This window comes from Paraburkholderia rhynchosiae (assembly GCF_002879865.1).
In the GTDB taxonomy this organism is placed as follows: domain Bacteria; phylum Pseudomonadota; class Gammaproteobacteria; order Burkholderiales; family Burkholderiaceae; genus Paraburkholderia; species Paraburkholderia rhynchosiae.
Genome location: NZ_PNXY01000035.1, coordinates 1 through 23,603 on the forward strand (window position 1 = coordinate 1; position 23,603 = coordinate 23,603).

General features: G+C 57.6%; 19 protein-coding genes. 14 read left to right on the forward strand and 5 right to left on the reverse strand.

Annotated features, from left to right (window positions below):
* Positions 1–194 precede the first annotated feature (194 nt).
* From C0Z16_RS31005 to C0Z16_RS31045, 8 genes are all read left to right on the forward strand, one after another.
* Positions 195–806, forward strand: coding sequence for an SET domain-containing protein (locus tag C0Z16_RS31005; RefSeq protein ID WP_102635864.1), 612 nt, complete (start codon positions 195–197; stop codon positions 804–806).
* A 1,307-nt stretch (positions 807–2,113) separates the two neighbouring features.
* The gene (locus tag C0Z16_RS31015) at positions 2,114–3,037 is read left to right on the forward strand and encodes a LysR family transcriptional regulator (protein WP_102635866.1); all 924 of its coding nucleotides are present in this window, start codon (positions 2,114–2,116) and stop codon (positions 3,035–3,037) included.
* A 233-nt stretch (positions 3,038–3,270) separates the two neighbouring features.
* Entirely contained in the window at positions 3,271–4,722 is a 1,452-nt protein-coding gene (locus tag C0Z16_RS31020; protein ID WP_102635867.1) for a sulfatase-like hydrolase/transferase, read from the forward strand.
* 15 nt (positions 4,723–4,737) lie between these two features.
* The gene (locus C0Z16_RS31025; protein ID WP_102635868.1) at positions 4,738–6,105 is read left to right on the forward strand and encodes an FAD-binding oxidoreductase; all 1,368 of its coding nucleotides are present in this window, start codon (positions 4,738–4,740) and stop codon (positions 6,103–6,105) included.
* Between the two features lie 130 nt (positions 6,106–6,235).
* Positions 6,236–7,543, forward strand: coding sequence for an MFS transporter (locus tag C0Z16_RS31030; RefSeq protein ID WP_102635869.1), 1,308 nt, complete (start codon positions 6,236–6,238; stop codon positions 7,541–7,543).
* A gap of 108 nt (positions 7,544–7,651) precedes the next feature.
* Positions 7,652–8,902, forward strand: a complete 1,251-nt coding sequence (locus C0Z16_RS31035) for a porin (protein ID WP_244201420.1) — start codon at positions 7,652–7,654, stop codon at positions 8,900–8,902.
* Positions 8,903–8,958: 56 nt separating this feature from the next.
* On the forward strand, positions 8,959–9,708 hold the full coding sequence (locus C0Z16_RS31040) for an electron transfer flavoprotein subunit beta/FixA family protein (RefSeq protein ID WP_102635909.1): 750 nt from the start codon (positions 8,959–8,961) through the stop codon (positions 9,706–9,708).
* A 17-nt stretch (positions 9,709–9,725) separates the two neighbouring features.
* Positions 9,726–10,667, forward strand: coding sequence for an electron transfer flavoprotein subunit alpha/FixB family protein (locus tag C0Z16_RS31045; RefSeq protein ID WP_102635910.1), 942 nt, complete (start codon positions 9,726–9,728; stop codon positions 10,665–10,667).
* Between the two features lie 329 nt (positions 10,668–10,996).
* Here C0Z16_RS31045 and C0Z16_RS31055 read toward each other — a convergent pair whose 3' ends face one another.
* The gene (locus C0Z16_RS31055; RefSeq protein ID WP_020071113.1) at positions 10,997–11,470 is read right to left on the reverse strand and encodes an Lrp/AsnC family transcriptional regulator; all 474 of its coding nucleotides are present in this window, start codon (positions 11,468–11,470) and stop codon (positions 10,997–10,999) included.
* A 145-nt stretch (positions 11,471–11,615) separates the two neighbouring features.
* On the opposite strand from C0Z16_RS31055, the gene C0Z16_RS31060 reads away from it, so the two are divergent.
* Both C0Z16_RS31060 and C0Z16_RS31065 read left to right on the forward strand, forming a co-directional pair.
* Positions 11,616–15,140 (forward strand): indolepyruvate ferredoxin oxidoreductase family protein, encoded by a 3,525-nt coding sequence (locus C0Z16_RS31060; RefSeq protein WP_102635870.1) that lies wholly within the window; start codon positions 11,616–11,618, stop codon positions 15,138–15,140.
* A gap of 16 nt (positions 15,141–15,156) precedes the next feature.
* Positions 15,157–15,615, forward strand: coding sequence for an SDR family NAD(P)-dependent oxidoreductase (locus tag C0Z16_RS31065; RefSeq protein WP_244201421.1), 459 nt, complete (start codon positions 15,157–15,159; stop codon positions 15,613–15,615).
* A gap of 46 nt (positions 15,616–15,661) precedes the next feature.
* Here C0Z16_RS31065 and C0Z16_RS31070 read toward each other — a convergent pair whose 3' ends face one another.
* The 3 genes from C0Z16_RS31070 to C0Z16_RS31080 form a co-directional block, all read right to left on the reverse strand.
* Positions 15,662–16,960 carry an MFS transporter gene (locus C0Z16_RS31070; RefSeq protein ID WP_102635871.1) on the reverse strand — a complete coding sequence of 433 codons (1,299 nt, stop codon included), beginning with the start codon at positions 16,958–16,960 and terminating at the stop codon, positions 15,662–15,664.
* Positions 16,961–17,035: 75 nt separating this feature from the next.
* Positions 17,036–18,463 (reverse strand): sulfatase-like hydrolase/transferase, encoded by a 1,428-nt coding sequence (locus tag C0Z16_RS31075; protein WP_102635872.1) that lies wholly within the window; start codon positions 18,461–18,463, stop codon positions 17,036–17,038.
* Positions 18,464–18,580: 117 nt separating this feature from the next.
* Positions 18,581–19,552, reverse strand: coding sequence for a LysR family transcriptional regulator (locus C0Z16_RS31080; protein ID WP_102635873.1), 972 nt, complete (start codon positions 19,550–19,552; stop codon positions 18,581–18,583).
* A 160-nt stretch (positions 19,553–19,712) separates the two neighbouring features.
* Between C0Z16_RS31080 and C0Z16_RS31085 the strand changes: the two genes are divergently transcribed.
* The 3 genes from C0Z16_RS31085 (at position 19,713) to C0Z16_RS31095 (ending at position 21,943) form a co-directional block, all read left to right on the forward strand.
* Positions 19,713–20,822 carry a porin gene (locus C0Z16_RS31085; protein ID WP_102635874.1) on the forward strand — a complete coding sequence of 370 codons (1,110 nt, stop codon included), beginning with the start codon at positions 19,713–19,715 and terminating at the stop codon, positions 20,820–20,822.
* Positions 20,823–20,884: 62 nt separating this feature from the next.
* Positions 20,885–21,199 (forward strand): NIPSNAP family protein, encoded by a 315-nt coding sequence (locus tag C0Z16_RS31090; protein ID WP_279635088.1) that lies wholly within the window; start codon positions 20,885–20,887, stop codon positions 21,197–21,199.
* Positions 21,200–21,490: 291 nt separating this feature from the next.
* The gene (locus C0Z16_RS31095; protein ID WP_102635876.1) at positions 21,491–21,943 is read left to right on the forward strand and encodes a hypothetical protein; all 453 of its coding nucleotides are present in this window, start codon (positions 21,491–21,493) and stop codon (positions 21,941–21,943) included.
* A 317-nt stretch (positions 21,944–22,260) separates the two neighbouring features.
* Here C0Z16_RS31095 and C0Z16_RS31100 read toward each other — a convergent pair whose 3' ends face one another.
* Positions 22,261–22,521 (reverse strand): DUF6723 family protein, encoded by a 261-nt coding sequence (locus C0Z16_RS31100; protein ID WP_102635877.1) that lies wholly within the window; start codon positions 22,519–22,521, stop codon positions 22,261–22,263.
* 327 nt (positions 22,522–22,848) lie between these two features.
* Here C0Z16_RS31100 and C0Z16_RS31105 point away from each other — a divergent pair, with 327 nt between their 5' ends.
* On the forward strand, positions 22,849–23,520 hold the full coding sequence (locus C0Z16_RS31105; RefSeq protein ID WP_102635911.1) for a transglycosylase SLT domain-containing protein: 672 nt from the start codon (positions 22,849–22,851) through the stop codon (positions 23,518–23,520).
* Positions 23,521–23,603 lie beyond the last annotated feature (83 nt).

The following is a 23,603-nucleotide window of genomic DNA, read 5'->3' on the forward strand; positions in this document are numbered from 1 at the left end:
ACAGGTCAGCCAGTCTTTCATGCAACAGATCGATTTCATGTTCCCACGCTTTCGCGATCTCTTTCATAGTCCTATACCAAGTAGTAGTACTAACTTACTATAGGAAAAAATAACTACGGCTGTAGTGCTAATGGCTTCGCCACCATCGGACACCGCACGAGAAAACCCAATCACTTCCGCATGGCACTGACGACGTGACCCAGACTGTCCGAAATCCCCGCCCCCGTTTCGTCACACGGCGTTCCCCGGTGCATGGACGCGGGCTGTTCGCCAACCGCGTCATCGCCGCGGCCGAACTCATCTGCGAATACAAGGGTGCGCGTATCACCTGGCGCGAAGTGCTGCGCCGCTGCGCCACCGACACCTCGGGTTCGGACCATACCTTTTATTTCGACGTGGGCGATGGCACCGTCATCGATGGCGGCGAAGGCGGCAATAACGCACGATGGCTTAACCACGCGTGCACGCCTAACTGCGAAGCCGAAGTCATGGACGGGCGGGTGTTTATCCGCGCGTTGCGCGATATCGAGCCCGGTCAAGAGCTGACCATCGACTACGCGCTAACCGTCGAAGGCCGCTATACCGTCGAACTCAGGGAGCGCTTCAGGTGTCACTGCGCAGCGCCCGACTGCCGCGGCACCATGCTAGAGAAGCGAAGAGCGAGCCGTCGCAAGGCCGTCGAAAGCGACGCGGTCAGAAGCTCGGCGCCAGAGGGGCAGGCAGAGGTCGCTGTTGTGCCGTGCAGCGCAGCCGATGAACGCGTGGTCCAGCGGCGGAGCCAGAATGCCCTCCCGCAGTGCGGGTAATGGAGCGGCCGGACACAGGCTCAATTGTGGTCACGTGGCGTGAGTCCGGCCGCTGCTGCTATACAGAGCAGCGCTGGAAGCTGACGGAGCGCCATCGGATGGTGAATGCGCGCTGTCGGGAATTCGTGTGCACGCGGGCTACAGTGTTGGTATGCCATGCGGAGACCCTCGACCGGTCAATGCCGATTCATTGATTTCGAAGAGAGCGTCGCAGGCATGTCAGTCGGCGACGGCTGCATAGCCTGAGGCAGCGCTGACGGCAGAAATAATACGTCAGCGGTATTGCTGGCGTGGACCGCGCAGCGATGTACGCTCCCGCGTGTTGCAGACCTCCGCATGAGGTCGTCACAGGCAGGAGAAAGCATGTGGAAAATTCTTACCACTGGCGCTGTATTGTTGACCGTCGCGATGCGCACCAGTGACGGAAGGCTGTTGCTCGACCATAGTTGGCCTGGTATCCGACCGCGACAACTGCCCGATGACTCAACAGGCATTGGCAGCGGTCGGACGACCTGACGTCTTTTGCAGCCTCAATGTCGCCGGTCGCGCCCGCTTGCCGGAGTAACTTGGCGGCCTGTTCGAGACTCATACCGAAAAGATGGGCAACCTGATGGAACTCGAACCAGGCTGTGTTCTCGTCGAGCCTTCCATCGATTTTCGTGCTGTTCGACGCACAAACATACTTTATGGTCCTCATCGAGCAGGCTCTTCATAGTCGTCGAATCATCATCAGAGTTGTTCGGCACGCTGTTGCGGAACCGCTCTACGTTTGACCGTACCTCATTCAACAGGACCGCACAGCCTTCCGATAAAACAAATACGCCCACGACAGAGAACTACGCCGACAACCCGCCGGATACCGTGCCGAAATATTCTGTTTCAGAGCTCACAAGTACACCGTAATAGCGGTCAGCTGTGACGTTGAGGAGATAACGGCAAGATGCCGTTCCTCGACAGGAGTTGGCCATTAGCACCGGCGTTTGTTCACTCCGGACATGACGGACATGAGCTACAGTTCTTCTCATGGTTTGCGAGAACGGTTTAAATCGACCCCGGAGTCGAGCTACCGTATGTGAGCGTCGACTTCAGGGAAGCCCTCATCTTGGCGACCGTCCCAAACAGTGGCGACTATCGGTAGAAAATGCGTATCATCGGTGATGAGTCAACAGGGCTGCTCCAATGGTCTCGGAGATTGTGCCTTTACCAGCTGCGCATATTTCCTTTTCGCATAGCCCGTTGCGGTAGCATTCGGAGCGACATGCGCAGCTTTCTCACCAAAAATCTCCACAATCGGCCGGTGATTTGCCATGACGCTCCGCCAGCTTAGGTACTTCGTAGAGATTGCTCGTACACGCAGCATTACCCACGCAGCGCAGTCCCTAGGTGTCGCGCAGCCCGCGCTAAGCACGCATATCGCCGCTCTTGAGAGTGAGCTCGGTGTGCGCTTGTTCGAACGACATGCAAAAGGGGTTGAACTCTCAGAAGCTGGTGAGCGACTGTATGCCCGCGCTCTTGAACTGATTTCCGGTTTCGATAATCTGAAGCGCGACGTGAATCAGACGGAAGACTCACCCGTTGGGAAAGTACGGCTATGCATTGGAGGCGCGATTGCCGCCATTGTTGCTCCGCCCCTACTCCGTTCGATGGCCGAAAGATACCCGCTTGTGGACCTGCACGTCACCGATGCGTTGTCGCATGAAATTCAGATGCAATTGGAGGCCGGCGTAGCCGAACTGGCGCTCATGCCGAACGCCGCTGAGATTCCAGGGATGAGCTCTGTATCGGTGTTGGAAGAGCCGTTCATGCTCTTCGGCGCCTCGGAACTCATGCGCGACAAACCCTCATTGGTTCCGTTCGCCGATGTCGCCGGATTGCCTCTCGCAGCTCCAGACCGGGCGTACGATGCGCGCAAGGTGATTGAGCGAGTTGCCGCAAACGCAGGATTGACGCTGGACATCCGATACGAGCTGAATAGCACCGGAATGCTTATCGGGGTTGTCAAAGAAGGGCTGGCGTACGCGGTCTTACCGAGCAACCTCTGTCACGAGGCTGTTGCCACGGGCGCACTCGCACGGCGCGCAATCGACGCCCTGCCTGTCACCCGGGTGCAGGCAATTGTCTGGCTCAGCGATAGGGCACTTACCCCAGCTGCTGCAGCGGTGAAGGACCAATTGGCTCAGACAGTGCGGGTCTTGGTTGCCAAGGGCCGACTCGAGGGGCGAGCGGTCTGATGCCTTGGACTGTCGCGCTGAAGACAGATAGGTACTTTCCCGATTGCTTCGCTATGTCGCCGAAGCGCAATCGTCGCCGCGTCTAACGCAACTGATTGATTTCATTGATTTTATGCCGCGTGCGCGAGGTATACAAAAAAACTGATACCTAGTCAGCCAAATTCAGTATTGGATTTGATGTGCCGCCTAAGCGACCTTCTCCTTAAACGTGAATACGTAAGTGGAGACGAAAAATGGCTAGGCGAAACGTTGTTGTCATCATGTCCGACGAACACGACCCGCGGATTATGGGCTGCTCGGGACATCCTTTTGTAAAAACCCCGAATTTCGATGCCTTGGCGAGTCGCGGTACCCGATTCCGGAACGCCTACACGCCAAGCCCCATTTGCGTGCCAGCCCGAGCCGCGTTCGCGACCGGCTTGCGCGTACATCAGATTCGGCACTGGGACAACGCGATGCCGTATTTCGGCGCTCAGCGAGGTTGGGGAAATGTCCTTCAAGACCATGGCATTCGCGTGGAAAGCATCGGGAAACTGCACTATCGCGCCGAGGAGGACCCTGCTGGGTTCGACAAGGAACACGTTCCAATGCACGTCGTTGGCGGTCACGGAATGGTCTGGGGCTCCATTCGCGACCCGTTCAAGCCGCGCCACGATGGTCCTCGCATGCTTGGGGAACGAATCGGTCCTGGCGAGTCGTCATACACCGAGTACGACCGCGATGTCACCGCTCGCGCCGTCCAGTGGCTGAAGGACGCTGCTGAAGACGAGTCCGACAAGCCATTTGTGCTTTACGTCGGACTCGTGGCGCCGCATTTCCCCTTCGTGGTCGCCGAGAAGTTCTTCAACATGTACCCGCCAGAGACGATGCCCGAGCCGAAGTTGCATCCGAACAGCGGCTATGTTCGTCATCCATGGGTGCAGGAGTATGCCGATTTCATGGGTGGTGAGCAGCGGTTCGCAGACAACGACGAGCGTCTGCGCGCCTTCTCCGCATACTACGGGCTGGTCTCCTGGCTTGACGACAACGTTGGCCAAATTGTCCAGGCGATTAACGGTTCGTCCCTCGCAGACGACACCACGATTATCTATACGTCGGACCACGGCGATAATCTCGGCGCGCGCGGCGTGTGGGGCAAGTCTACGCTCTACGAAGAAAGCGTGAAGGTACCGATGATTGTGAATGGCCCAGGCGTTCCTGTGTCTGTCAACGAGACGAGCGTTGACCTCCTAGACCTATTCCCCACAATCCTGGAGGGCGCCTCGGTCGATCCGGCAGGCGAAATGGGCGAGCGTCCGGGTCAATCACTTCTCGAACTCGCATCGAGCGCGCCGCAGAAGGACCGCGTCATTCTGAGTGAGTACCATGCCGCTGGAAGTAACAGCGCAGGGTTCATGGTCCGTAAGGGGCGCTGGAAGTATCACTACTACATCGGATTCCGTCCGGAACTGTTTGACCTGGAAACCGACCCGGAAGAACTCCGCGACCTAGGCGAAGACCCGGCATACGAAGATGTTCGTCAGCAAATGCACCGCGAGTTGACGGCCATCTGCGACCCGCACGAAGTCGACAGAATGGCGAAGGAAGACCAGGCGGCGCTCATCGAACGTTTTGGTGGTGTCGACGAGGCTCACAAATTCGGCTCGTCAACGTCGACGCCCGTTACCAGTGCTGTGACCGCCTGAGAAAAGGAAAGCATCATGGAAACAACATCGCTTTCGCCTGCGTTGGAAAGTGCCGGGCTGCAAGGAGCGGACATCCAGGACCGCTTCCTCGGAGACTGGAGCGGTTTGACCATCGGTCGCCCTGCGATTGTGTATCGGCCAACAAGCACGGAAGAAGTCTCGCAAATCCTCAAAACTTGTCATCGAGACGGCCGACCCGTCACTGTGCAAGGCGGGTTGACGGGCGTAGCCGGCGGCGGTGTGCCCGATGAGGGCGACGTCGTTATCAATCTTGAGCGCATGAACAAGGTTGAACAAATCGACGAGCTCGAGGGCATCATGCTTGTCCAGGCCGGCGCCACGCTTCAGTCTGTCCAGGAAGCAGCAGCAGCCTGCGACTGGATGTTTGCGGTCGACCTAGGCGCGCGTGGGAGTTGCCAGGTTGGCGGCAATGCGTCCACGAATGCAGGCGGCATTCGTGTGCTCAAATACGGCACCATGCGCGACTCTGTGCTGGGCGTCGAAGTCGTTCTTGCTGACGGAACGATTGTTTCGTCGCTCAAGGGACTGGTCAAAAACAGCACGGGCCTCGACCCGCGAAACGTTTTCGTCGGTTCCGAGGGAACCCTCGGCATCATCACTCGCTTGACGCTGCGGTTGCGCCCTCCCATGGGTACGCCCTCCACGGCAATGGTCGCGGCGGATTCGTTCGAGCGTCTCCCGGTCTTGCTGCGCAACCTCCGCCGTCGGGTCGGTGACGCACTCTGCGCATTCGAATTCATGTCGGCCGACTATGTCGACATGGCGTGCAAGCTGACGGACACGCCGCGACCGCTCGCGGGCAAACCGGTCTGGTACGTTCTTATCGAGGCGGCTGGCATGCCGGGCGAATCGATGGATGAGCGACTGCAAGATGCCCTCGGCGCGGCGCTAGACGAAGGCGAAATCACGGACTGCGTTCAGGCATCCAACTTGTCGCACGCAATGAAGCTCTGGCGCATTCGCGAATCTATCCCTGAAGTCCTGACCCATATCAAGCGAGCCATCACCATGGATGTGGGCTTGCCGTGGGCACAAACCGCGAGCTTCCTGGAATCCATCGAAAGCGAGCTCAAAGCGAAGTTCCCCAACGCCAGCCATCTCTGGTTGGGTCACCTTGGCGACAACAACCTGCACCTTCTGAGCGGCCCACTCGACGAGCATGAATACGAGCAACTCGAACCGTTTGTGTTCGAGGCGCTTCGCGGTCGGGCGGGAACTATCAGTGCGGAACACGGAGTTGGCCGCCTCAAGAAGCCATTCCTCACGGTTTGTCGCAGCGAGGAGGAAATAGAGGTAATGCGTCGTATCAAGAAGGCGCTCGACCCGAAGGGCATTCTCAATCCGGGAAGAATTCTCGACTAACCGGGTTTCTGCGATGGACGACTCTACAGCCGGATGTCTGTCGCAAATGCGGTGAACCTCGCAGTCCCGACCGCTTAACTTGCCACCATGCCGACCAGAGAGCGTGGACGCGACCGAAATGGAGAAGACAATGACGTCAGCAGCCCCCGCAGTAACGAAGGTCAGCGAAGCCCCAAGCAGGCGTAGTTGGAAGACGGTCATTCTGGCGAGCCTCGGTGGCTCGTTAGAGATGTACGATTTCATCATCTACGGCGTTTTCGCAGCGGAAATTTCGCGCCAGTTCTTCCCTGGCAACGACCCGCTCATCTCCCTCATCAGTGCGTTCGGTGTGTTCGCTGTCGGATACGCATCCAGGCCGCTTGGGGGCATTGTACTTAGCAGCCTCGGTGACCGATTCGGTCGACGAGGCGTCCTTCTGGTTTCGGTCTTCGCAATGTCGATTTCGACGATTGCGGTTGGTCTGACTCCTGGCTATGCCTCTATCGGGATGGCAGCGCCAATCCTGCTCATTATTTTTCGATTCTCGCAGGGCTTTTTCCTCGCCGGCGAATTGCCATGCGCAATCACCTATGTGGTGGAAGAGGTCCCGAGGCGTGGCGGGTTCGTAACAGGCGTGGTCATTTTCTGCGCCATTGCGGGCATATTGGTGGCGACAATCGTCAGCCTCGTCATTCATTCGGTGCTCCCGGCGGCGGAAGTCGACGCATACGGTTGGCGAATCGCGTTTGGCCTCGGCGGTGTAATTGGCTTCGCTTCGTATTGGGTTCGCACTTCATTGGAGGAGTCGCAGGAATTCCAGAAGATGCGAAGCCATGTCGCAAAGCGTCCGTTCAGGCAGCTTCTGCGTTCTCATCCCACTCAAATTGCCGTAGCCGTTGGCGTTGCTGCAATTGTGAACGGCTCCAACAGCCTGCTTTTCGTCGTGCTGCCGTCGTACTTTTCGCGCGTGCTCCACTACAGCGCGGACAGCCTCAGCATTGCGCAGAACGTAGGCATCGCGGCCATGGCTGTGTCGTTGTTCTTTTTCGCGTGGTTGAGCGATACGGTTCCTGCCCGCTTGATTCACCGGGTCGGCACAGTCGTCATCCTTCTTGGGAGCATCCCTTTGTACGAGGGGCTGATTTCTCACAGCATCTCCGTCGTTACGATGTTCCTCGTGCTCGGTATTGTCGGTGGCTTTGTCAACGGTACATTCGGCTATCTTCTTGCCGACCTTTTTCCGACTCAGATTCGTTTCAGCGGGGTGGCTCTCTCATTGAATCTGGCAACTGCAGTATTCACCGGCTTGACCCCGCTGATTGTTACTCAGTTGCTAAAGGCGACAGGCTCCCTCATCGCGCCGGCAATGTATGCAGTCACCTGCGCCAGCATCGCGCTCGTAGCTGGGCTTTTTGTCAAACGGTTCAGCGGAAATATCGCGCCCAAGAACTCGAACTAGAGCGCCAGCGGAGAAAAAGCAGAAAAGATGTCGTTTACGATTTGAGCTCACGGACAGAAAGCAGCGCTGCGGGCTCCAGTAGTACAACTAAAAATATGACTTGGAGACATGGTGAAGACGAAAAAGTATATGCCGTTGGCGGCAGCCGCGTCGTTGCTGATGGCATCAGCTGCGTTCGCACAGAGCCGGGTGACGCTTTTCGGCGTTATCGACGAAGGCTTCAATTACCTCAGTAGTGCGCAGACGGCTCGGCCCGCAACGGGGCCGGTGGGCCACTCGCAATATTCTCTGCAGGACGGCGCAACGGGAGGACTAGGCGGAAGCCGGTGGGGACTTCGAGGCGAGGAGGACCTCGGCGCAGGGCTAACCGCGATTTTCCATCTCGAGGGCGGCTTCAACGTTAACAACGGCACGCTCGCGCAGGGCGGTGCACTCTTCGGGCGGCAGGCGTACGTCGGGATGAGGAGCGACGCGCTCGGCGCTGTGACGCTCGGGCGCCAATACGACTCGGTCGTCAGCTTTGTCCAGCTTTACTCCTCAGCTGCGCAATGGGGCGGCTACATAGGGGCGCACCCGGGTGACATTGACAATCTGGTGAATACGCATCGGATTAACAACGCCATTAAGTACTCCAGTCCGGACTTACATGGACTTACGTTCGGTGGCCTCTATAGCCTTGGAGGAGTTCCCGGAAGCGTCGGACGCAATCAATTGTGGTCGGCAGGCTTCAACTACTCCAACGGGTCGTTCGGAATCGCCGCGGCATATTTGAACGCGCGAAATCCCAACCTGTCATTCTTCGGCACCAACCCCAACAATGGGACAACCGTAGCTAGCAACAACTTCGGCTCCGCCGGTAGTGCGACTGCGCCGGAGGTGAATACAATTCAAGCGGGCTACGCTTCCGCCAGCACGGCGCAAATTATTGCCGCTGGCACCAGCTATCAAGTCGGTGCGGCAACGCTGGGGGCAGTGTACTCGAACGTTCAGTATCGCGGACTTGGTAACACCGCAACTTCCGGACCCAATCCGCTCGGCTACAGGGGGGCTGCGGTTTTCAACACCGCCGAAGCGAACTTCAAGTATCAAATCACGCCGGCACTCCTCGCCGGAGCTGCTTACGTGTTCACAAAAAACTCCGGCGCCGGAGGCCTTGGCCATGCGATTTATCAGCAAGGCTCGACCGGGCTCGACTACTTCCTGTCTAAAAGGACTGACACTTACATGATTCTGGTCTACCAGCATGCAAGCGGGACCGATTCGTTAGGGCGCGCCGCGATTGCAAACATCATGGGCCAGACGTCATCCGCGAGCAATCATCAAGTCGCCTTCCGACTTGGTATTCGACACAAGTTCTGAGGACGCACGGCCGCCGCAGCGGCAGCAGGTTACACGCAATTCTGGGAGACTTAATGATGAAAATTCTCGTCGCAGTTAAACGTGTTGTGGACTACAACGTTAAGGTGCGAGTTAAACCGGACAACTCTGGGGTCGACCTCTCAAACGTGAAGATGTCGATGAACCCGTTCGATGAGATTGCCGTCGAGGCAGCCATTCGACTTAAGGAAGCGGGAGTCGCTTCCGAAGTCATTGCTGTTTCGGCCGGAACCGCCCAATGTCAGGAGACGCTTCGCACCGCGTTGGCCATCGGCGCTGACCGCGCGATACTCATTGAATCCGATGGAGAACTGCAACCGTTGGATGTTGCAAAGCTTCTTAACGCCGTTGTCGCAAAAGAGCAACCGGCTCTGATTCTGCTGGGAAAGCAGGCCATTGACGACGACTCAAACCAAACCGGACAGATGCTAGCCGCGCTCGCCCATCTGCCGCAGGCGACCTTTGCCTCGCACATATCGATTGCGGATGGTAAGGCGATGGTGGCACGCGAAGTCGATGGCGGCGCTGAAACGCTTGCACTGACGCTCCCAGCGGTGGTCACCACGGATTTACGTCTTAACGAGCCGCGATATGTGACGTTGCCCAATATCATGAAAGCCAAGAAGAAGCCATTGGAAACACTGTCGCCAGAGGTACTTGGAATCGAGATACAGCCCAGGTTGCGCACATTGAAGGTCGTCGAACCTCCGTCGCGTCCTGCCGGGATTAGAGTACCCGACGTGAAGACGCTGGTCGAAAAGCTGAAGAACGAAGCAAAGGTGCTGTGAGGACTACAACGGAGACTTTGATGAACCTGATAATCGCAGAACATGACAACGTAAGCATTAGGTCTGCAACGTTTAACGCTATTTCCGCAGCCGAAAAGATTGGCGGTGAAACTCACATTCTTATCGTCGGGTCCGAAGCTAGGGCTGCCGCCGAACAAGCGGCCTTGATTCAAAGCGTGTCCAGGGTACTTCTTGCGGAGGCACCTTTCCTGGAAAGCCAGCTTGCAGAGAACGTTGCGGCAACTGTCTTAACCATTGCGAAAGGATACTCACACATCCTTGCTCCCGCTACGGCGTCCGGGAAAAACGTGTTGCCTCGCGTGGCGGTCCAACTAGATGTTGGGCAGGTTAGCGACATCACGCGAGTGGTAACCCCGGACACCTTTGAGCGACCCATTTACGCGGGCAACGCTATCGCTACCGTTCAGGCGTTGGACTCCGTGAAGGTCATTACTGTTCGTGCCACGGCATTTCCCGCAGCTCAAGCCGAAGGTGGCAACGCCCCTATCGAAATCCTCGCTGCAGCCCCGGATACAGGACTCTCCCGATTTGTCACCCGGACCGCCACCAGGCTTGACCGACCGGAGTTGACCGGTGCGGAAATTGTCGTGTCCGGCGGTCGAGGAATGGGAAGCGAAGAAAAATATAAAGAGCTACTTGAACCGCTCGCGGACACCCTTGGTGCTGCGCTCGGAGCATCGCGCGCAGCCGTCGACGCTGGATACGCTCCGAATGATTTTCAGGTAGGACAGACTGGCAAAATTGTTGCTCCCAAGCTCTATATCGCTGTGGGCATCTCCGGTGCAATCCAACATCTTGCGGGGATGAAGGATTCGAAGGTCATTGTCGCGATTAACAAGGACCCTGAAGCGCCGATTTTCGGTGTCGCCGATTATGGGCTCGTTGGCGACCTCTTCGAGGTAGTGCCGGAGCTGCAGACCTGCATTGCGCAAGTCTGAACTCGAATGCTGAGAAGCAGGCGGTGTGGTGATGCTCAGTCAAGACGCAATTCGTAGTGAAGCAGCGCGACAAGCTAACGCCGATGACGCGTCGCTATGGCGATGGTTCTGCGGTTTGTACAAGGTCGCATCAGATGGTGCAGGTCAAGTCGGGGATGGCTCGTGAGTGTGGACCACAAACACGTCGTGACCAGTCTTGATTTCGACGCTGCCATCCGCGCCGCACGCGTCCGAGTGTTGTCTGATACCCGGACGGCACCGGGACGCTACATCGAGACGACGCTTGCGCCGGTTGAACAGGCCAACGAGTCAAGGTCTGGTCTACTGTTCTATTCATCCCGAACGCGGACGGGAAGCGTCGTCTTGTAGTGAACTCGACGCAGCGCGATTGACGTGTTGATGTCGCGCACTCCAGCAATTTTGGTCAGCTTCTCCATGACGAATCGCTCAAGGCCCGCGATGTCGGGAGCAACGACTCGCAACATGTAGTCGAACGCGCCGGTCATGAGGTAGCACTCCATCACCTCCTCAAAATTCGCTATCTCCTGCTCAAAGCTTTTGAGTAACGGAGCGCTCTTCTTGTCGACGGCGACCGACACGTATGCGCTGACAGGGAACCCCGCCTTATCCTGGTCTAACAGCGTCACATGCCTGTTGATGATGCCGCTGTCCTCAAGCAAACGAATGCGCCGATAGTACGGGGACAGAGACAGGCCGAGCGACTCGGCCAACTCGGCTGCTTTCGCGTGGGCATCGTCCTGCAGTGCCTGAAGAATGCGAACATCGACCCGGTCCAGCTTCATTGACCAACTTCCTGTGAACGCATGGGTAACGTGGGAAAGATTGCTAAAGCTCGCGCAATTATGAATTCAGGTTAGCACACTTCGTCGCCATCAAATACCTAGAATCAAGCGGTACTCAGAAGATATTGGAGACGCAAAAGTGGACATGCGAACGCCGGAAGTTGAACGCGCTATCGACCGTGATTATCGTTTGGAGGACCGCTATCTTCGCGAGGAGGGGACTGTCTTTCTTACCGGAACTCAAGCCCTCGTTCGGGTTTTATTCGAGCAAGCGAGGAGCGACCGGCATCTGGGCATTAAGTCGGCTGGTCTTGTCTCTGGCTATCGGGGGTCGCCTCTTGGCGGCTTCGACCAGGAACTGTGGAGACAGAAGAAGCTTCTCAAGGACGCAGACATCCGCTTCGAGCCAGGCCTCAACGAAGACCTTGGCGCGACGATGGTCTGGGGTGCGCAGCAAATCGACGCCTTCCCTGGCAAACGAGTGGATGGTGTCTTCGCGATGTGGTACGGAAAGGGACCGGGCGTGGATAGAACTGGCGACGTCTTCCGAAATGCAAACATCCTCGGAACGTCCGCTCGCGGTGGCGTGTTGGCAATAGCTGGAGACGACCACGCTGCGCAGTCTTCGATGTTTCCGCATCAAACCGACCACGTCTTCGAAGGAGCGATGATGCCAATCATCTTTCCTGCGTCCGTCGAAGAATACGTGGAATTCGGCTTGGCTGGATACGCGATGTCGCGATTCTCTGGACTCTGGGTAGCGTACAAGGCAATCACAGAGACCGTCGAAAGCGGCCGGTCCATGGTTGTAGGTCGAAGCGACCGAGCGAATGCTGGTTTTCTCACACCCTCCGATGTAGAAGTACCCGCAGGTCGTGGCTTCAACTACGACCCTAAACTTCCGTGGCCCTCAGAGCGGACTGAACTCGAGCGTCGAATTATCGAGGAGCGACTGCCTGCTGCTCTGGCGTTCGCGCGCGCAAATCCGTTCGACAAGACATTGGTGCGTCCCCGCGACGCGCGGGTCGGAATCGTGACGGTCGGAAAGGCACACGGCGATGTGCTCTCAGCGCTGGCTAAGCTCGGTTTGGATGCTGCGGAAATGGAGCGTCTCGGTATCGGTCTCTACAAAGTGGGTATGACGTGGCCGTTGGAGACGACGGGCGTCCATAACTTTGCGCGCGGCATGTCAGCACTGATGGTCGTTGAAGAAAAGCGCTCTTTTGTCGAACGTCAGATTAAGGAATCGCTGTTCAATGTAAAGTCGAGCGAGCGGCCTGATGTCTTCGGTAAGGAACTCGGGGACAACAGTAGCCTCGTGCCGGCAACGCTTGAACTGTCACCTGGACAGGTCGCCGACTCACTCCGCAAATTCCTCGCGTACACCAACGTTGCAATCGACGTTCCGGCACCGGTCCCGATGGCGAGTTTTGGCAGAAAGTCTTTCCCGATTCTCACCGACGGCGAGGCCAGCGTGCTCACCCGCAAGCCGTTCTTCTGTGCAGGCTGTCCGCACAATACGTCTACCAAGCTTCCGGACGGCTCCTACGCGGCTGCGGGCATCGGTTGTCATATTATGGCGCTCGGCGATGCGGGTTCTACCGCAACTTTTTGCCAGATGGGCGGCGAAGGTATCCAGTGGGTCGGACTGTCGACCTTCACCGAAATGCCTCATATGTTCATCAACCTCGGTGACGGGACCTATCAGCATTCGGGTAGTCTCGCAATCCGACAGGCCGTCGCTGCGAAAGCGAACGTCACGTACAAAATTCTCTTCAACGACGCGGTCGCGATGACCGGGGGGCAGCCTACGGAAGGTGGGCTAACGGTACGTCGGGTGGTCGAGCAGGTTCAGGCCGAGGGCGTTGCGAGCGTCACCATCGTGACCGACGACACGTCAAAGTATGCAGCTACGGTACCGGGTAATGCTGCCGTTGTTCACCGTGACGAGCTTGACTCACTGCAAAGGGACCTCCGCGGAAAGAAGGGTGTGTCCGTAATTGTCTACGAGCAAACATGCGCCGCGGAGAAACGTCGCCGCCGCAAGCGTGGCACGATGCCGACGCCTCCCGCGAGAGTTGTCATCAATCCCGCCGTATGTGAAGGTTGCGGCGATTGTTCGGTTCAATCGAACTGCATTGCCATCGAGCCGCTCGATACGGAAGTGGGCAGAAAGCGCGCGGTCAATCAGTCCACGTGCAACAAGGACACGTCATGTGTGAAGGGGTTTTGTCCGAGCTTCGTAACTGTCGAGGGCCTTGAACCACGCAAGCCAGACCAGGCGAGGATTGAAGCGGTCGAGAATGAGCTTCGTCAGCAACTTGGCAATCCGTTGCCTGTTTCGCCCGAGATTAGACAACACGCGCGTATTGTCGTGACCGGCATCGGAGGTACAGGTGTGGTCACCATCGGCGCAATCCTCTCGATGGCTGCGCATCTCGAGGGCCGAGGTGCGTCGACGCTCGATTTCACTGGATTGGCGCAAAAGAACGGGGCTGTGCTTAGTCACGTTCAGATTGCGAGCAGCCGGGGCGAAATCTCAACGTCTCGAATCGAAAGACAAACCGCGAATGTGCTCATTGGTTGCGATGCGGTCGTTGCTTCCAGCAAAGACGCTCTCTCACGACTGGTTTTCAATTCGACGCAAACCGTCGTCAATACGCACATCACACCCACGTCGGATTTTGTGAAAAACGGGGACTTGGCGCTGAGCGAGTCTGCTCACCGAAAATCTATCGTGGCCGCGGTTGGAGATGCCACGTCCACTTTCTGGAACTGCAACGCAGCAGCGGAAACAATCTTCGGCGACTCGATTGCGTGCAACATGATGATGGTCGGGTTCGCCTTCCAGAGAGGAATGATTCCGCTGTCCGAGGCCGCAATCATCTGTGCAATCGAACTGAACGGAGCAGCGGTGTCGATGAACAAGCGCGCCTTCCTGTGGGGACGACTCATTGCACATGACGGCCGCGCCGTTGACCGACTCACGGCAGCGCCGGTTTGGGTCGAAGAACAGATTGACCTTGACCAGTTTGTCCGGTCCAGGATGGACGACTTGACCTCGTATCAGAATGCGGCTTACGCACGCCGCTACAAAAAGCTCGTAGACCGCGTCAGTGCTGAGGAGCGCCGTGTGCACGGCGATGTCGGCGACCTTACAGCGTCCGCGGCTCGCAGCTATTTCAAGGTTTTGGCGTACAAGGACGAGTACGAGGTCGCCCGTCTCCATAGCGACGGCAGCTTTAGCAAACGGCTTGCTGAGACATTCGAAGGTGAAGGCAAGTTTACTTACCACATGGCACCGCCGGTCATTTCGCGCGTTGATTTGCGGACTGGACGTCGCAAGAAAGTTTCGCTCGGCGGATGGTGGCTCAAGCCCATGCTTCGCGTTTTGAAGCACGGGAAGGTGCTTCGCGGAAGCGTCCTCGACCCGTTCTCCCGGCAGAGCGACCGGAAGTTGGAGCGAGCGTTGATTCGAGAGTTCGAAGACGACGTCGAGCTTGCACTCGCCCACCTTTCTCTGGCAAATCACAAAGCCGCGCTTGACCTGGTAACGCTTCCTTTGGCGATTCGCGGCTTCGGGGTCGTGAAAGAGAACAGCTATAAGGCGGCACAGCAACGCCGAAGCGCCTACCGAACCCAATTGTCGAATGGCTTGTGCCGTTCCTGACTGAAAGGAATTACCCATGCACATCAACAATAGCGTCATCGTCATCACTGGTGGCGGCTCGGGTCTGGGCGCTGCGACCGCGGGTCTGCTGGTCCAGCGTGGAGCACACGTGGTATTGGCCGACATCACAGAGGAAGCAGGTTCAATGACAGCGACCCGCCTGGGCGCCAACGCTCGCTTTGTAGCCACAGACGTCACGAAGGAAGAAAGTGTTGTTGCGTTGGTCTCGGCCGCGAAAGAAATCGGCTCAATTCGCGGCGTCATCAACTGTGCTGGCGTCGCACCCGCGGAGAAGATTGTGGGCCGAGAGCGTCCGCATCGACTGGACACATTCGCTCGAACAATCAATATCAATCTCATCGGCACGTTCAACGTCGTGCGCCTTTGCGCGGCGGCAATGTCGGAAAACGAACCGGATGAAACGGGTGAGCGTGGCGTCATTATCAACACGGCTTTTGTCGCTGATGGGCGCTGACGACACAAGGGTCTGGAGCGCTCTTGACCCTCGTGCCGATGTATCGTTAGGCATCGACTTGGCGGAGTTTCCCACCGCGTCGTTTCAAAACGAGCCCGACAGAGAATGCGAACAAAGCGACGACTGCCAGGTAGAGCCCAGGCATAGCTGAGTGTTTCGATGCCTTGATAAAAAAGGTGATTGCAACTGGAGTGAGCCCAGTGAAGATGACCGTACTAAGGTTCAGAGACAGGGCGATGCCGCTGAATCGCACTTCGGTCGGAAATAGGTCTGCGAGGATGCAGGCATAGGCTCCGGCCACGAGGCCGCCAACCATACCCATAGCGATAACGGCGGTCCAGAGGTCGATGGTGCCGGAGACCAGTGCAAGATACAACGGGTAGCTACCGCCAATCATCAGCAACGCTCCAATCCGATGCACGATGCGCCGAGGTACGTGGTCGCAAAGCCATCCGGAGAATAGTATCGAAATTGAGAGACAAGCGATGCCGACGTTCTGGCATGCGCTAACGACACGAGGGTCGTGGTGCAGCGTGTTGGTGGCAAAGTTCGGGAAGAAGACAAACAGCATGATATTCGATGCGTTCACCACGCTCGAGATGCCGACACCAATCAAGACGGCTCTACCGTGACGAGAAATTAGGTCGCGGAACGGCTTGCGCGACACGTGGGTCCGCATCCGGGCAAACTCCTGAGTTTCCTCCAGGGACCGTCGCAGGAAGTAACTGAGCAAGCCGAGTAGGCCACCTAGACAGAACGCAATTCTCCAACCGTACGAATGCACGTCTGCAGCACTGAGAGAAGACTGGATGACGAAGTTCGTCATCGTTGCGATGAAGATGCCGCTGTTCAGAAAGAAGAGCACCAAGCCACTGACAAATCCGGCCTTTTGCGGAATCTCTTCAACCACATATGTGATGGCGCACGGCAGTTCGCCGGCGAGGAAGAAACCTTGCACGAGTCTTAACAGAATGAGCAGCGCCGGCGCCAAAACCCCGATTGATGCGTAGCCGGGCAGCACCCCGATACCAATGGTCGAGCCCGACATTGCCAGAATGGAGACGAGAAACACGTGCTTTCGTCCGTGGCGGTCACCGAAACTGCTGAGGACAATAGCGCCGAGCGGGCGCGATACGTATCCGACGGCGAAGACGCCAAACGAGCTGATGAGCGCGACGATAGGGTCAATCGCCGGGAAGAACTGTGAGGCTATTTCCTTTGCGAAGACGCCGTACACGATGAAGTCGTACATCTCCAACGAACTGCCGAGGCTCGCGAGAAAGACCGTCCTCCATTTTCGCATAGAGAGGGCGGCCCATTGTTGAGCTGTGCTCGTTGTAAGCATTGCTCTGTCTCCTTTGGTTTTAATTGTGAAGCTAGCTGGGATTCCGGCGTGCTCAGGCTGGACGGTGCGCACGTCTTACTGACGCTGCACGGGCGTAGCTCCAGGTGTTCCGGTTTTCAAAGCCGACTCACGTCCGCCAAAGCTCTCAATCAAAGCGTGCTGGTCTTGCTTGGCAGACGCGTCAACAGCTTCCGGGTCGACGATGCTTCGAAGTTGCGCTTCGAATTCCGAAACCAATGTTCGATAGCCCGGCAGCCATGCGAGGTTGGACGTTTCAGCGGGGTCGGTCTCGAGGTCGAAAAGCTCAGGCTCAAAGCCTACGTAGTAGTGGTACTTGTACCTCTTGTTCGCGAGCATGTACGCTGCTGACTCGGAGCCAACTGCGTGGTATTCGCTAAAGACAGTTCGAGTCGGGTCGTCAGGCGTATTCGCCAGCCGCGCCATGGATGTACCGGGCGAACCGACGTCTTCGGGTACACCGAGCAGGTCGAGAATGGTGTTCTGAACGTCCAACAGCGAGACCGGGGTCTCACAGACGCGGCCCGCGGGAATCTCGGGGCCGGCAAGAATCATCGGAACACCTGTGGATTCGCGGTACATCAGGCACTTGTTCCACATCCCACGCGAGCCCAGATTTTCACCGTGGTCGCTGGAGTAAATGACCGTCGTCGACTCTTCAAGACCATGCTCCCGCAATGCGTCGAGGACTCGCCCAATGTTGTCGTCGACGAATGAAACAAGTCCCAGATACGACGCGATTGCGAGGCGCCGCTGCTCGTCGCAGCCGATTGCCTGGTCGTGGTCCATGTATTGCGCTTGCCGCTCAACCCAAGGGTGGCGCGTATATCCCCGGTCCGGATGCAGCGGTGGCAACTTGATGCTGTCGGTCGGGTAAAGGTCGAGGTAGCGCTGAGGGACGACGAGCGGGAAATGAGGGGCCACAAAGCCGACAAAGAGAACCCAAGGCTCTTCCAGCTCGGCACGTTCACCGAACCAACGGACAGCGTGGTCAGCAACGCCTTCATCGAACTCGTTATACGACGAGTGCCCCGGCCCAATCTGGTCATACAGCGGAGACCGTCCCATCGTCTCTGGCAAGGGGGCACGAACAGACCCCCAGACTTGACCGATTCCGCCCATGATGTGAACCGGAGAAATTTGTCGACGAAAACCCGCGGGACTTGACGCGCTTCGGTAATGAAGCTTGCCGATAGAGTCGGCCGCGATTCCGGCATCGCCCAGCCGATGCGCCCAACTCTTGGGCTCTCCGTCATAGGCAATCGCGTTATCCCAGCAGCGGATTTCGTGAACGTGACGGCCGGTGGCCAAGCTCGCACGTGCAGGCACGCAGATGGGAGATGGCGTATACGCATTCTCAAATCTCGTTCCGCGCGCTGCGAGCCGGTCGAGATTAGGCGTTTGGACAACCTGGTTGCCCGCACAACCCATCAATGCATGCTGATGCTCATCAGACAGAATGAACAGCACATTCGATTGCTTCATGGAGGTCACTGAGTTCGTTTCTTAAAGCGGGATGAGCCGCCAACGATTCCCATCCTGCTTTCAAGTGACCGGCACAACAAGTTACGAATTTTCTCCTTTCCATTACCGAGGGGTTATTTACCGGGTTACTACTGCCATCGTTGCGCCCGCCTCCTCAAAGCATCGCTGCATTAAGCTGACAACCGGGCTCGCGTGGTTGCGCCGGCGAGTCATCAGGATTTGCGACGGTAAATGAGGCAGCGTTAGCGGCAACACTTCCAAGTCGCTGGCATCGACACAGCGCTGTGCGTATGACTGCGGAAGCAGTCCTATCAGGTTGCCACCTTCCAATAAAACGGAATAAGCCAAAAGAGATGCGGATTGCACACATCCCTGTGGCAATTCCAGTTTGTGTCGGGAGAGAGTCTGCACGAGCGCCTTATCGAGAGCGGAGCCCGTCGGCGGGAGAATCCAAGGCACGTCATGGACGTCCTTCCACGTAATGGTGCGGCGGTAGGCCAACGGATGGTCCTTGCTCGCGACGACCACTATCGGGTCTTTGCACACTGGGACTTGCTCAAACTCCCGTTGGTCCGGCGGCGGAGTTCGGGAAATCACGATGTCGAGTTCACCCTCCAGCAGCATCGGAAACATGCGGTCCGTCGTGCTCTCTAGCAGAGAAACGGAAGCATTTGGTGCGTGTCGCTGAAAAGTCGCGATGGCTCGCGGTACAAGAACGGGAGTCGTGGTCCCGACGGCCCCGACCGTCACTTTTCCCGCGACACCTGAGGCCAACGAATCCAATTCGATTCTTGCCTGCTCCAGATGATGAAGGATTTCCCGGCCATGAGTGACCAGCGTCTCGCCGGCCGCCGTGAACCTCAACCGCCGGCCCGCCCGCTGCACAAGAGGCATCTGTAGAGCCGCCTCCATCTCGGCAATTTGCTTCGAGATTGCGGGCTGTGTGACGTGAAACGCTTCCGCGACCTTGCGAACCTGGCCCACCTGCGCCAAGCGCACCAGAATCCGCAACTGCTGGAGCTTGAGGCCAGCACGGAAAAATCTTTCGATGGCCGCTGGTTGCGTCGTATCGCTTGCGAGACTGCTCATGGCATTACCGATGGGTTATGAGTCGAGGAAAAACAGTCAATTTTCTGTTATTGGAAAAAATCATAGTCTTTACTCCACAGCGAAACAAGCGCGTCCGATGACGGCCAATCGGCAGCAGCCAAAGCGCATCGCACAGAACTACAAAACGGAGACTTAACTCATGAAGAAGGTCGCAGTTGCCGCCATCTTGTGCGGCGCATCGCATATGGCGTTGGCGCAGAGCAGTGTCGAGCTCTACGGCATCGTCGATACAGGTTTTGAGTATGTGAGCAACGTCGGTGCTGCGGACAGGAGCCTGTTCCGCGCAACGCAGTTGACCGGGCAGCAGCCTTCTCGCTGGGGTTTTAGAGGTACGGAGGACTTGGGCGGTGGGTTGAAGGCAATCTTTCGCCTCGAGAACGGTTTTTCGGTTACGAATGGGCAGCTAAACCAAGGCGGTCGATTGTTTGGTCGCTCGGCCTATGTCGGCTTGAGCAGCAACCAGTGGGGAACCCTCACCTTCGGTCGACAGCAGGAGATGCTGTGGACTGCGTTATTGCAGGCGGACAACATCGGGTCAGCGTCGTATTCGATGGTCGATTTCGACCCGTTCCTGGCAAGCGCACGTGAAGACAATTCTGTTGCTTACACCAACACCATCGGAGGATTGACTCTAGGCGCGACGTTCAGCCTCGGGAGAGACACGCTCGCACCGGGTAACTGCGCTGGCCAACAACCGGGCGAAGGAGTTGCCTGCCATGCCTGGTCGGCCATGCTCCAGTACAACAGTACATCATGGGGTGCATCCGTCGCTTATGACGAGCAGCGGGGCGGCGAAACTTCTTCGGTAACGCTTATACCTAGCCAGCCCCCTATCGCCTTCAGGTCATCGTCGGACAAAGACTCCCGCTTTTTAGCTGATGCTTTTGCCAAGTTCGGCGACCTGAGGCTCGGAGCAGGATGGATTTACCGCCGCCTTAGAGCCGACGCCGTGTCACTGCAAACGAATCTATTTTTTGCCGGCGCAACTTACCCGGTCACTCATTCAGTCGTGCTAGACGGCCAATACGTCGGTTTGCGCAGTACCGTCGCCGGCGTGCGCGGGGACCTTGCCATCGCTCGAGTGACTTACCTGCTCTCAAAGCGAAGCTCCGTTTATGTCGCGGGCGCACATATGTTCAACGGCCACGCCGCGACCTTCTCTGTATCCAGTACATCGCCGGTCCCAGCCGCTCCGGTAGCGGGGCGTGGTCAGACAGGCGTGATGATTGGCTTGCGCGAACTCTTCTAACAGTCTGGATTGGAAGCGGAGGCCCCGCTTCCATCCCCCATTGAGGATTTAATGTCGTGATTGTGGAGATTCGGACTTACACCTGCCGAGTTGGGTCGGTGCCATTGTTTCTCGAAGCGTACGAGAAAGAAGGCCTGCCGCTTCAACGCGAATACCTTGGCGAGCCGATTGGCTGGTTCGTGAGCGAGGTTGGGAGCTTGAACGAGGTCGTGCACCTATGGAGATTCGAAGACATGGCCGACCGCGAGACGCGTCGCGCAGCCATGCAGCAGGACGAAAGGTGGCGCACGTTTCTACGCAGCATGGCGGCATCGAATCATTTGATTTCGCAGGAAAGCTCCATCTATCGCCCGACGAGCTTCTCGAAGATGCAGTAACGCCGGGCAGGTTTCTGACGCCAAGGCAAAGGCTACGGCACAGTTTGACCGTTAATGGGGTGAAAAGCAGGCCGCAGCGGCCGGCCTTGATACCAAGCCGCTTGTCGCGCCCATTCCGCCGGAACTGTCGAAGTCAACTGCGGCCGACCAGGCATACGCAGCAAGAATCCGGGAGAAAAAGCTGGCGCGTAGCCCCGGGCGATGCAGGCACGCATCTTCATTAGTGCCCGCAAAAGACGTCATGGGCTGGCTTGCCCGCGCAGGTTTGTCAGCCCTTTCCAGGAGTCAATTATGAACGGTTGGGATGCTGTCTTCTTTCCCCCATCTAAGCGATACGCCGAAGAGAAGGCACTGCGGCTCAGACTCATGACGGGCGTGCGACGACTGTCGACGATTCGCGCCAGAGACGTATTCGCCCTGATGTGCGGGTACGCAGACTGGGATGACCTTGACGACAACTTGGTAAATGACCGGACTACGGTCACGGTTTGGGACGACGAGCTTGACCCGGATACATTCAGCGAACGCATGGACATGCAACTCGGTCCTCTGGCTGCCGCTCTGCACGTTTCGGTAAATCGCGCGATGGCCATTCTTGATGCTTTGCAACCGTCGCAACGTCCGGACGCGCCGACCGTCGATGGTTTCTGTGCGAAATTCGACGAGTGGCTTGTCCACATGCGCCCGCCTCGGACTTCTCAACCCCAAGGAAATTGGCGGGCGCCGCTGCGCAGCGGGAAATAATCTGTGTCCGGCCGGCTGTTTACGGGGAACGGTCGAAGCCAAGCGGGAGGGCGCGTAAACGCTTCTAACTCTGGAGCCGGGCGAAATCAGCTTGACGGCATTCTTATGCATTTTCGGCCGGCTTTCGTGCCTCCAAAAGCGTTTGCGCTTTCCGTAGGCCATTGATTTCACATCGTGTTTTGGCCATGTGGCCCACAACCCCAATTCTGTAAACGCATCTATTTCCGCTGTGCACTACTACCGTGATTCCCATAACTGCACCAAGCAAAAGCGCCGGCTCCGATAGCCGGCGCTTTTTGTTTATGCGAAGTCGGCGCTTACAACTCCGGACGAGCCAGGTCGCTCATCACAATATGCTCGCCGTAGACCTGTGCCGCCGCGACCGCCTCGAGCTTCGTTGCATAGGGACCGAGTTCCGGTGCGCCATCGAACGGAAAGAGCACGCGGCCGTCGGTGGTTCGAATCACTTTCAACACGCCGAAGAAACGCCGATAGCCGGCGAGCTTCGAGGTCGCCGATATGTCGAAATCGTCCTCTGACGCTGCGGGGACGCTGGGGATAAATCCGGTCTTGCTCATGCTGAAGACGTCTCGTGTTCGATGGGCCGGTGGGTCTCGCGGAAGGAATGTTCGCGGGCGAGCGTCATTGTCTCAAATCTGCGGCGCCCCGACGGTTTCACGCATCACCAACGGAAGCGGCGATGAGAGACGAAACTGCTGTTCGCAGCTAACCGCTGACCATTCCCCGGAACAACGAAGGTTCTTGCAAACGAACCGGCGCCGTCCCCAGACCCGAACATCCTTGGCTCAGGCGTAAGCCACGGCCGCTTGCCGCGCATTTAGTCCAGCGATGCCTATTTTTCAGGCAAGGCTATAATGCGCACATTCTTTCCTCAGATGTATCCTATGAGCCGGTTACTTTGCCTGATCCTGCTTTCGCTCGGCCTTGCGCAGACTGCGATTGCCGAGGAAAACGGCGACCACATGTCGGCGTACCTGACGCAAAAATTCGGGCTGGCAAAGGAGAAGGCTCAGAAAATTTCCGATGCGGTTCAATCCGCTGCCTCCAAATATTCGCTGCCGCCAGCGCTGCTGCTGGCGATCATCTCGATTGAGTCGCGCTTCAAGGAAAAGGCCAAGGGCGCTAACGGCGCAACGGGGCTGATGCAGGTGGTGCCGAGCGCGCATCGCGGGCTTCTGAGGAACGTGAAGGACCTCACCGAGCCGACGGCGAATATCGAGGTCGGCTCCGCGATCCTCTATGGCTATATGCGCTCGGCCAACGGCGATATGAACGCCGCGCTCAGGAACTACGGCGGCTCGCAAGCCTACGCGCAGAAAGTGAGCTTGCGCGCCGGCGACTTTGCCGACGTCGGTACACCGCAAGACATCGTCAAGCCTGTGAACGCTCAGGCGGACATGTGCGACGCTCGTGCGGCCGACCGTTGTCCTGTGACGGGCAACTGGAGCAATGCCTTCACCATTCCGTCTGTCGGTGCTGTCGGTGCCGCTAGCGCCGCTGGGGCAGGACTAAACGGGGCGGTCTCGTCGACAGGACTCCCTCCGACGTCGAACTGAGCGCCGGCTCTTCGCTTTTCTTCACGCGCTCGCTGCCGCAGCGCTACCTCCGTCGCGAAAGCCGCGCAAGCCGCGTGCTGTCT

Bases quoted from the DNA above. Each gene is read 5' to 3' on its own strand.
- C0Z16_RS31015 (WP_102635866.1), top strand. From the start codon at position 2,114: ATGACGCTCCGCCAGCTTAGGTACTTCGTAGAGATTGCTCGTACACGC.
- C0Z16_RS31020 (WP_102635867.1), top strand. From the start codon at position 3,271: ATGGCTAGGCGAAACGTTGTTGTCATCATGTCCGACGAACACGACCCG.
- C0Z16_RS31025 (WP_102635868.1), top strand. From the start codon at position 4,738: ATGGAAACAACATCGCTTTCGCCTGCGTTGGAAAGTGCCGGGCTGCAA.
- C0Z16_RS31030 (WP_102635869.1), top strand. From the start codon at position 6,236: ATGACGTCAGCAGCCCCCGCAGTAACGAAGGTCAGCGAAGCCCCAAGC.
- C0Z16_RS31035 (WP_244201420.1), top strand. From the start codon at position 7,652: ATGGTGAAGACGAAAAAGTATATGCCGTTGGCGGCAGCCGCGTCGTTG.
- C0Z16_RS31040 (WP_102635909.1), top strand. From the start codon at position 8,959: ATGAAAATTCTCGTCGCAGTTAAACGTGTTGTGGACTACAACGTTAAG.
- C0Z16_RS31055 (WP_020071113.1), bottom strand. From the start codon at position 11,470: ATGAAGCTGGACCGGGTCGATGTTCGCATTCTTCAGGCACTGCAGGAC.
- C0Z16_RS31060 (WP_102635870.1), top strand. From the start codon at position 11,616: ATGCGAACGCCGGAAGTTGAACGCGCTATCGACCGTGATTATCGTTTG.
- C0Z16_RS31065 (WP_244201421.1), top strand. From the start codon at position 15,157: ATGCACATCAACAATAGCGTCATCGTCATCACTGGTGGCGGCTCGGGT.
- C0Z16_RS31070 (WP_102635871.1), bottom strand. From the start codon at position 16,960: ATGCTTACAACGAGCACAGCTCAACAATGGGCCGCCCTCTCTATGCGA.
- C0Z16_RS31075 (WP_102635872.1), bottom strand. From the start codon at position 18,463: ATGAAGCAATCGAATGTGCTGTTCATTCTGTCTGATGAGCATCAGCAT.
- C0Z16_RS31080 (WP_102635873.1), bottom strand. From the start codon at position 19,552: ATGAGCAGTCTCGCAAGCGATACGACGCAACCAGCGGCCATCGAAAGA.
- C0Z16_RS31085 (WP_102635874.1), top strand. From the start codon at position 19,713: ATGAAGAAGGTCGCAGTTGCCGCCATCTTGTGCGGCGCATCGCATATG.
- C0Z16_RS31095 (WP_102635876.1), top strand. From the start codon at position 21,491: ATGAACGGTTGGGATGCTGTCTTCTTTCCCCCATCTAAGCGATACGCC.
- C0Z16_RS31100 (WP_102635877.1), bottom strand. From the start codon at position 22,521: ATGAGCAAGACCGGATTTATCCCCAGCGTCCCCGCAGCGTCAGAGGAC.
- C0Z16_RS31105 (WP_102635911.1), top strand. From the start codon at position 22,849: ATGAGCCGGTTACTTTGCCTGATCCTGCTTTCGCTCGGCCTTGCGCAG.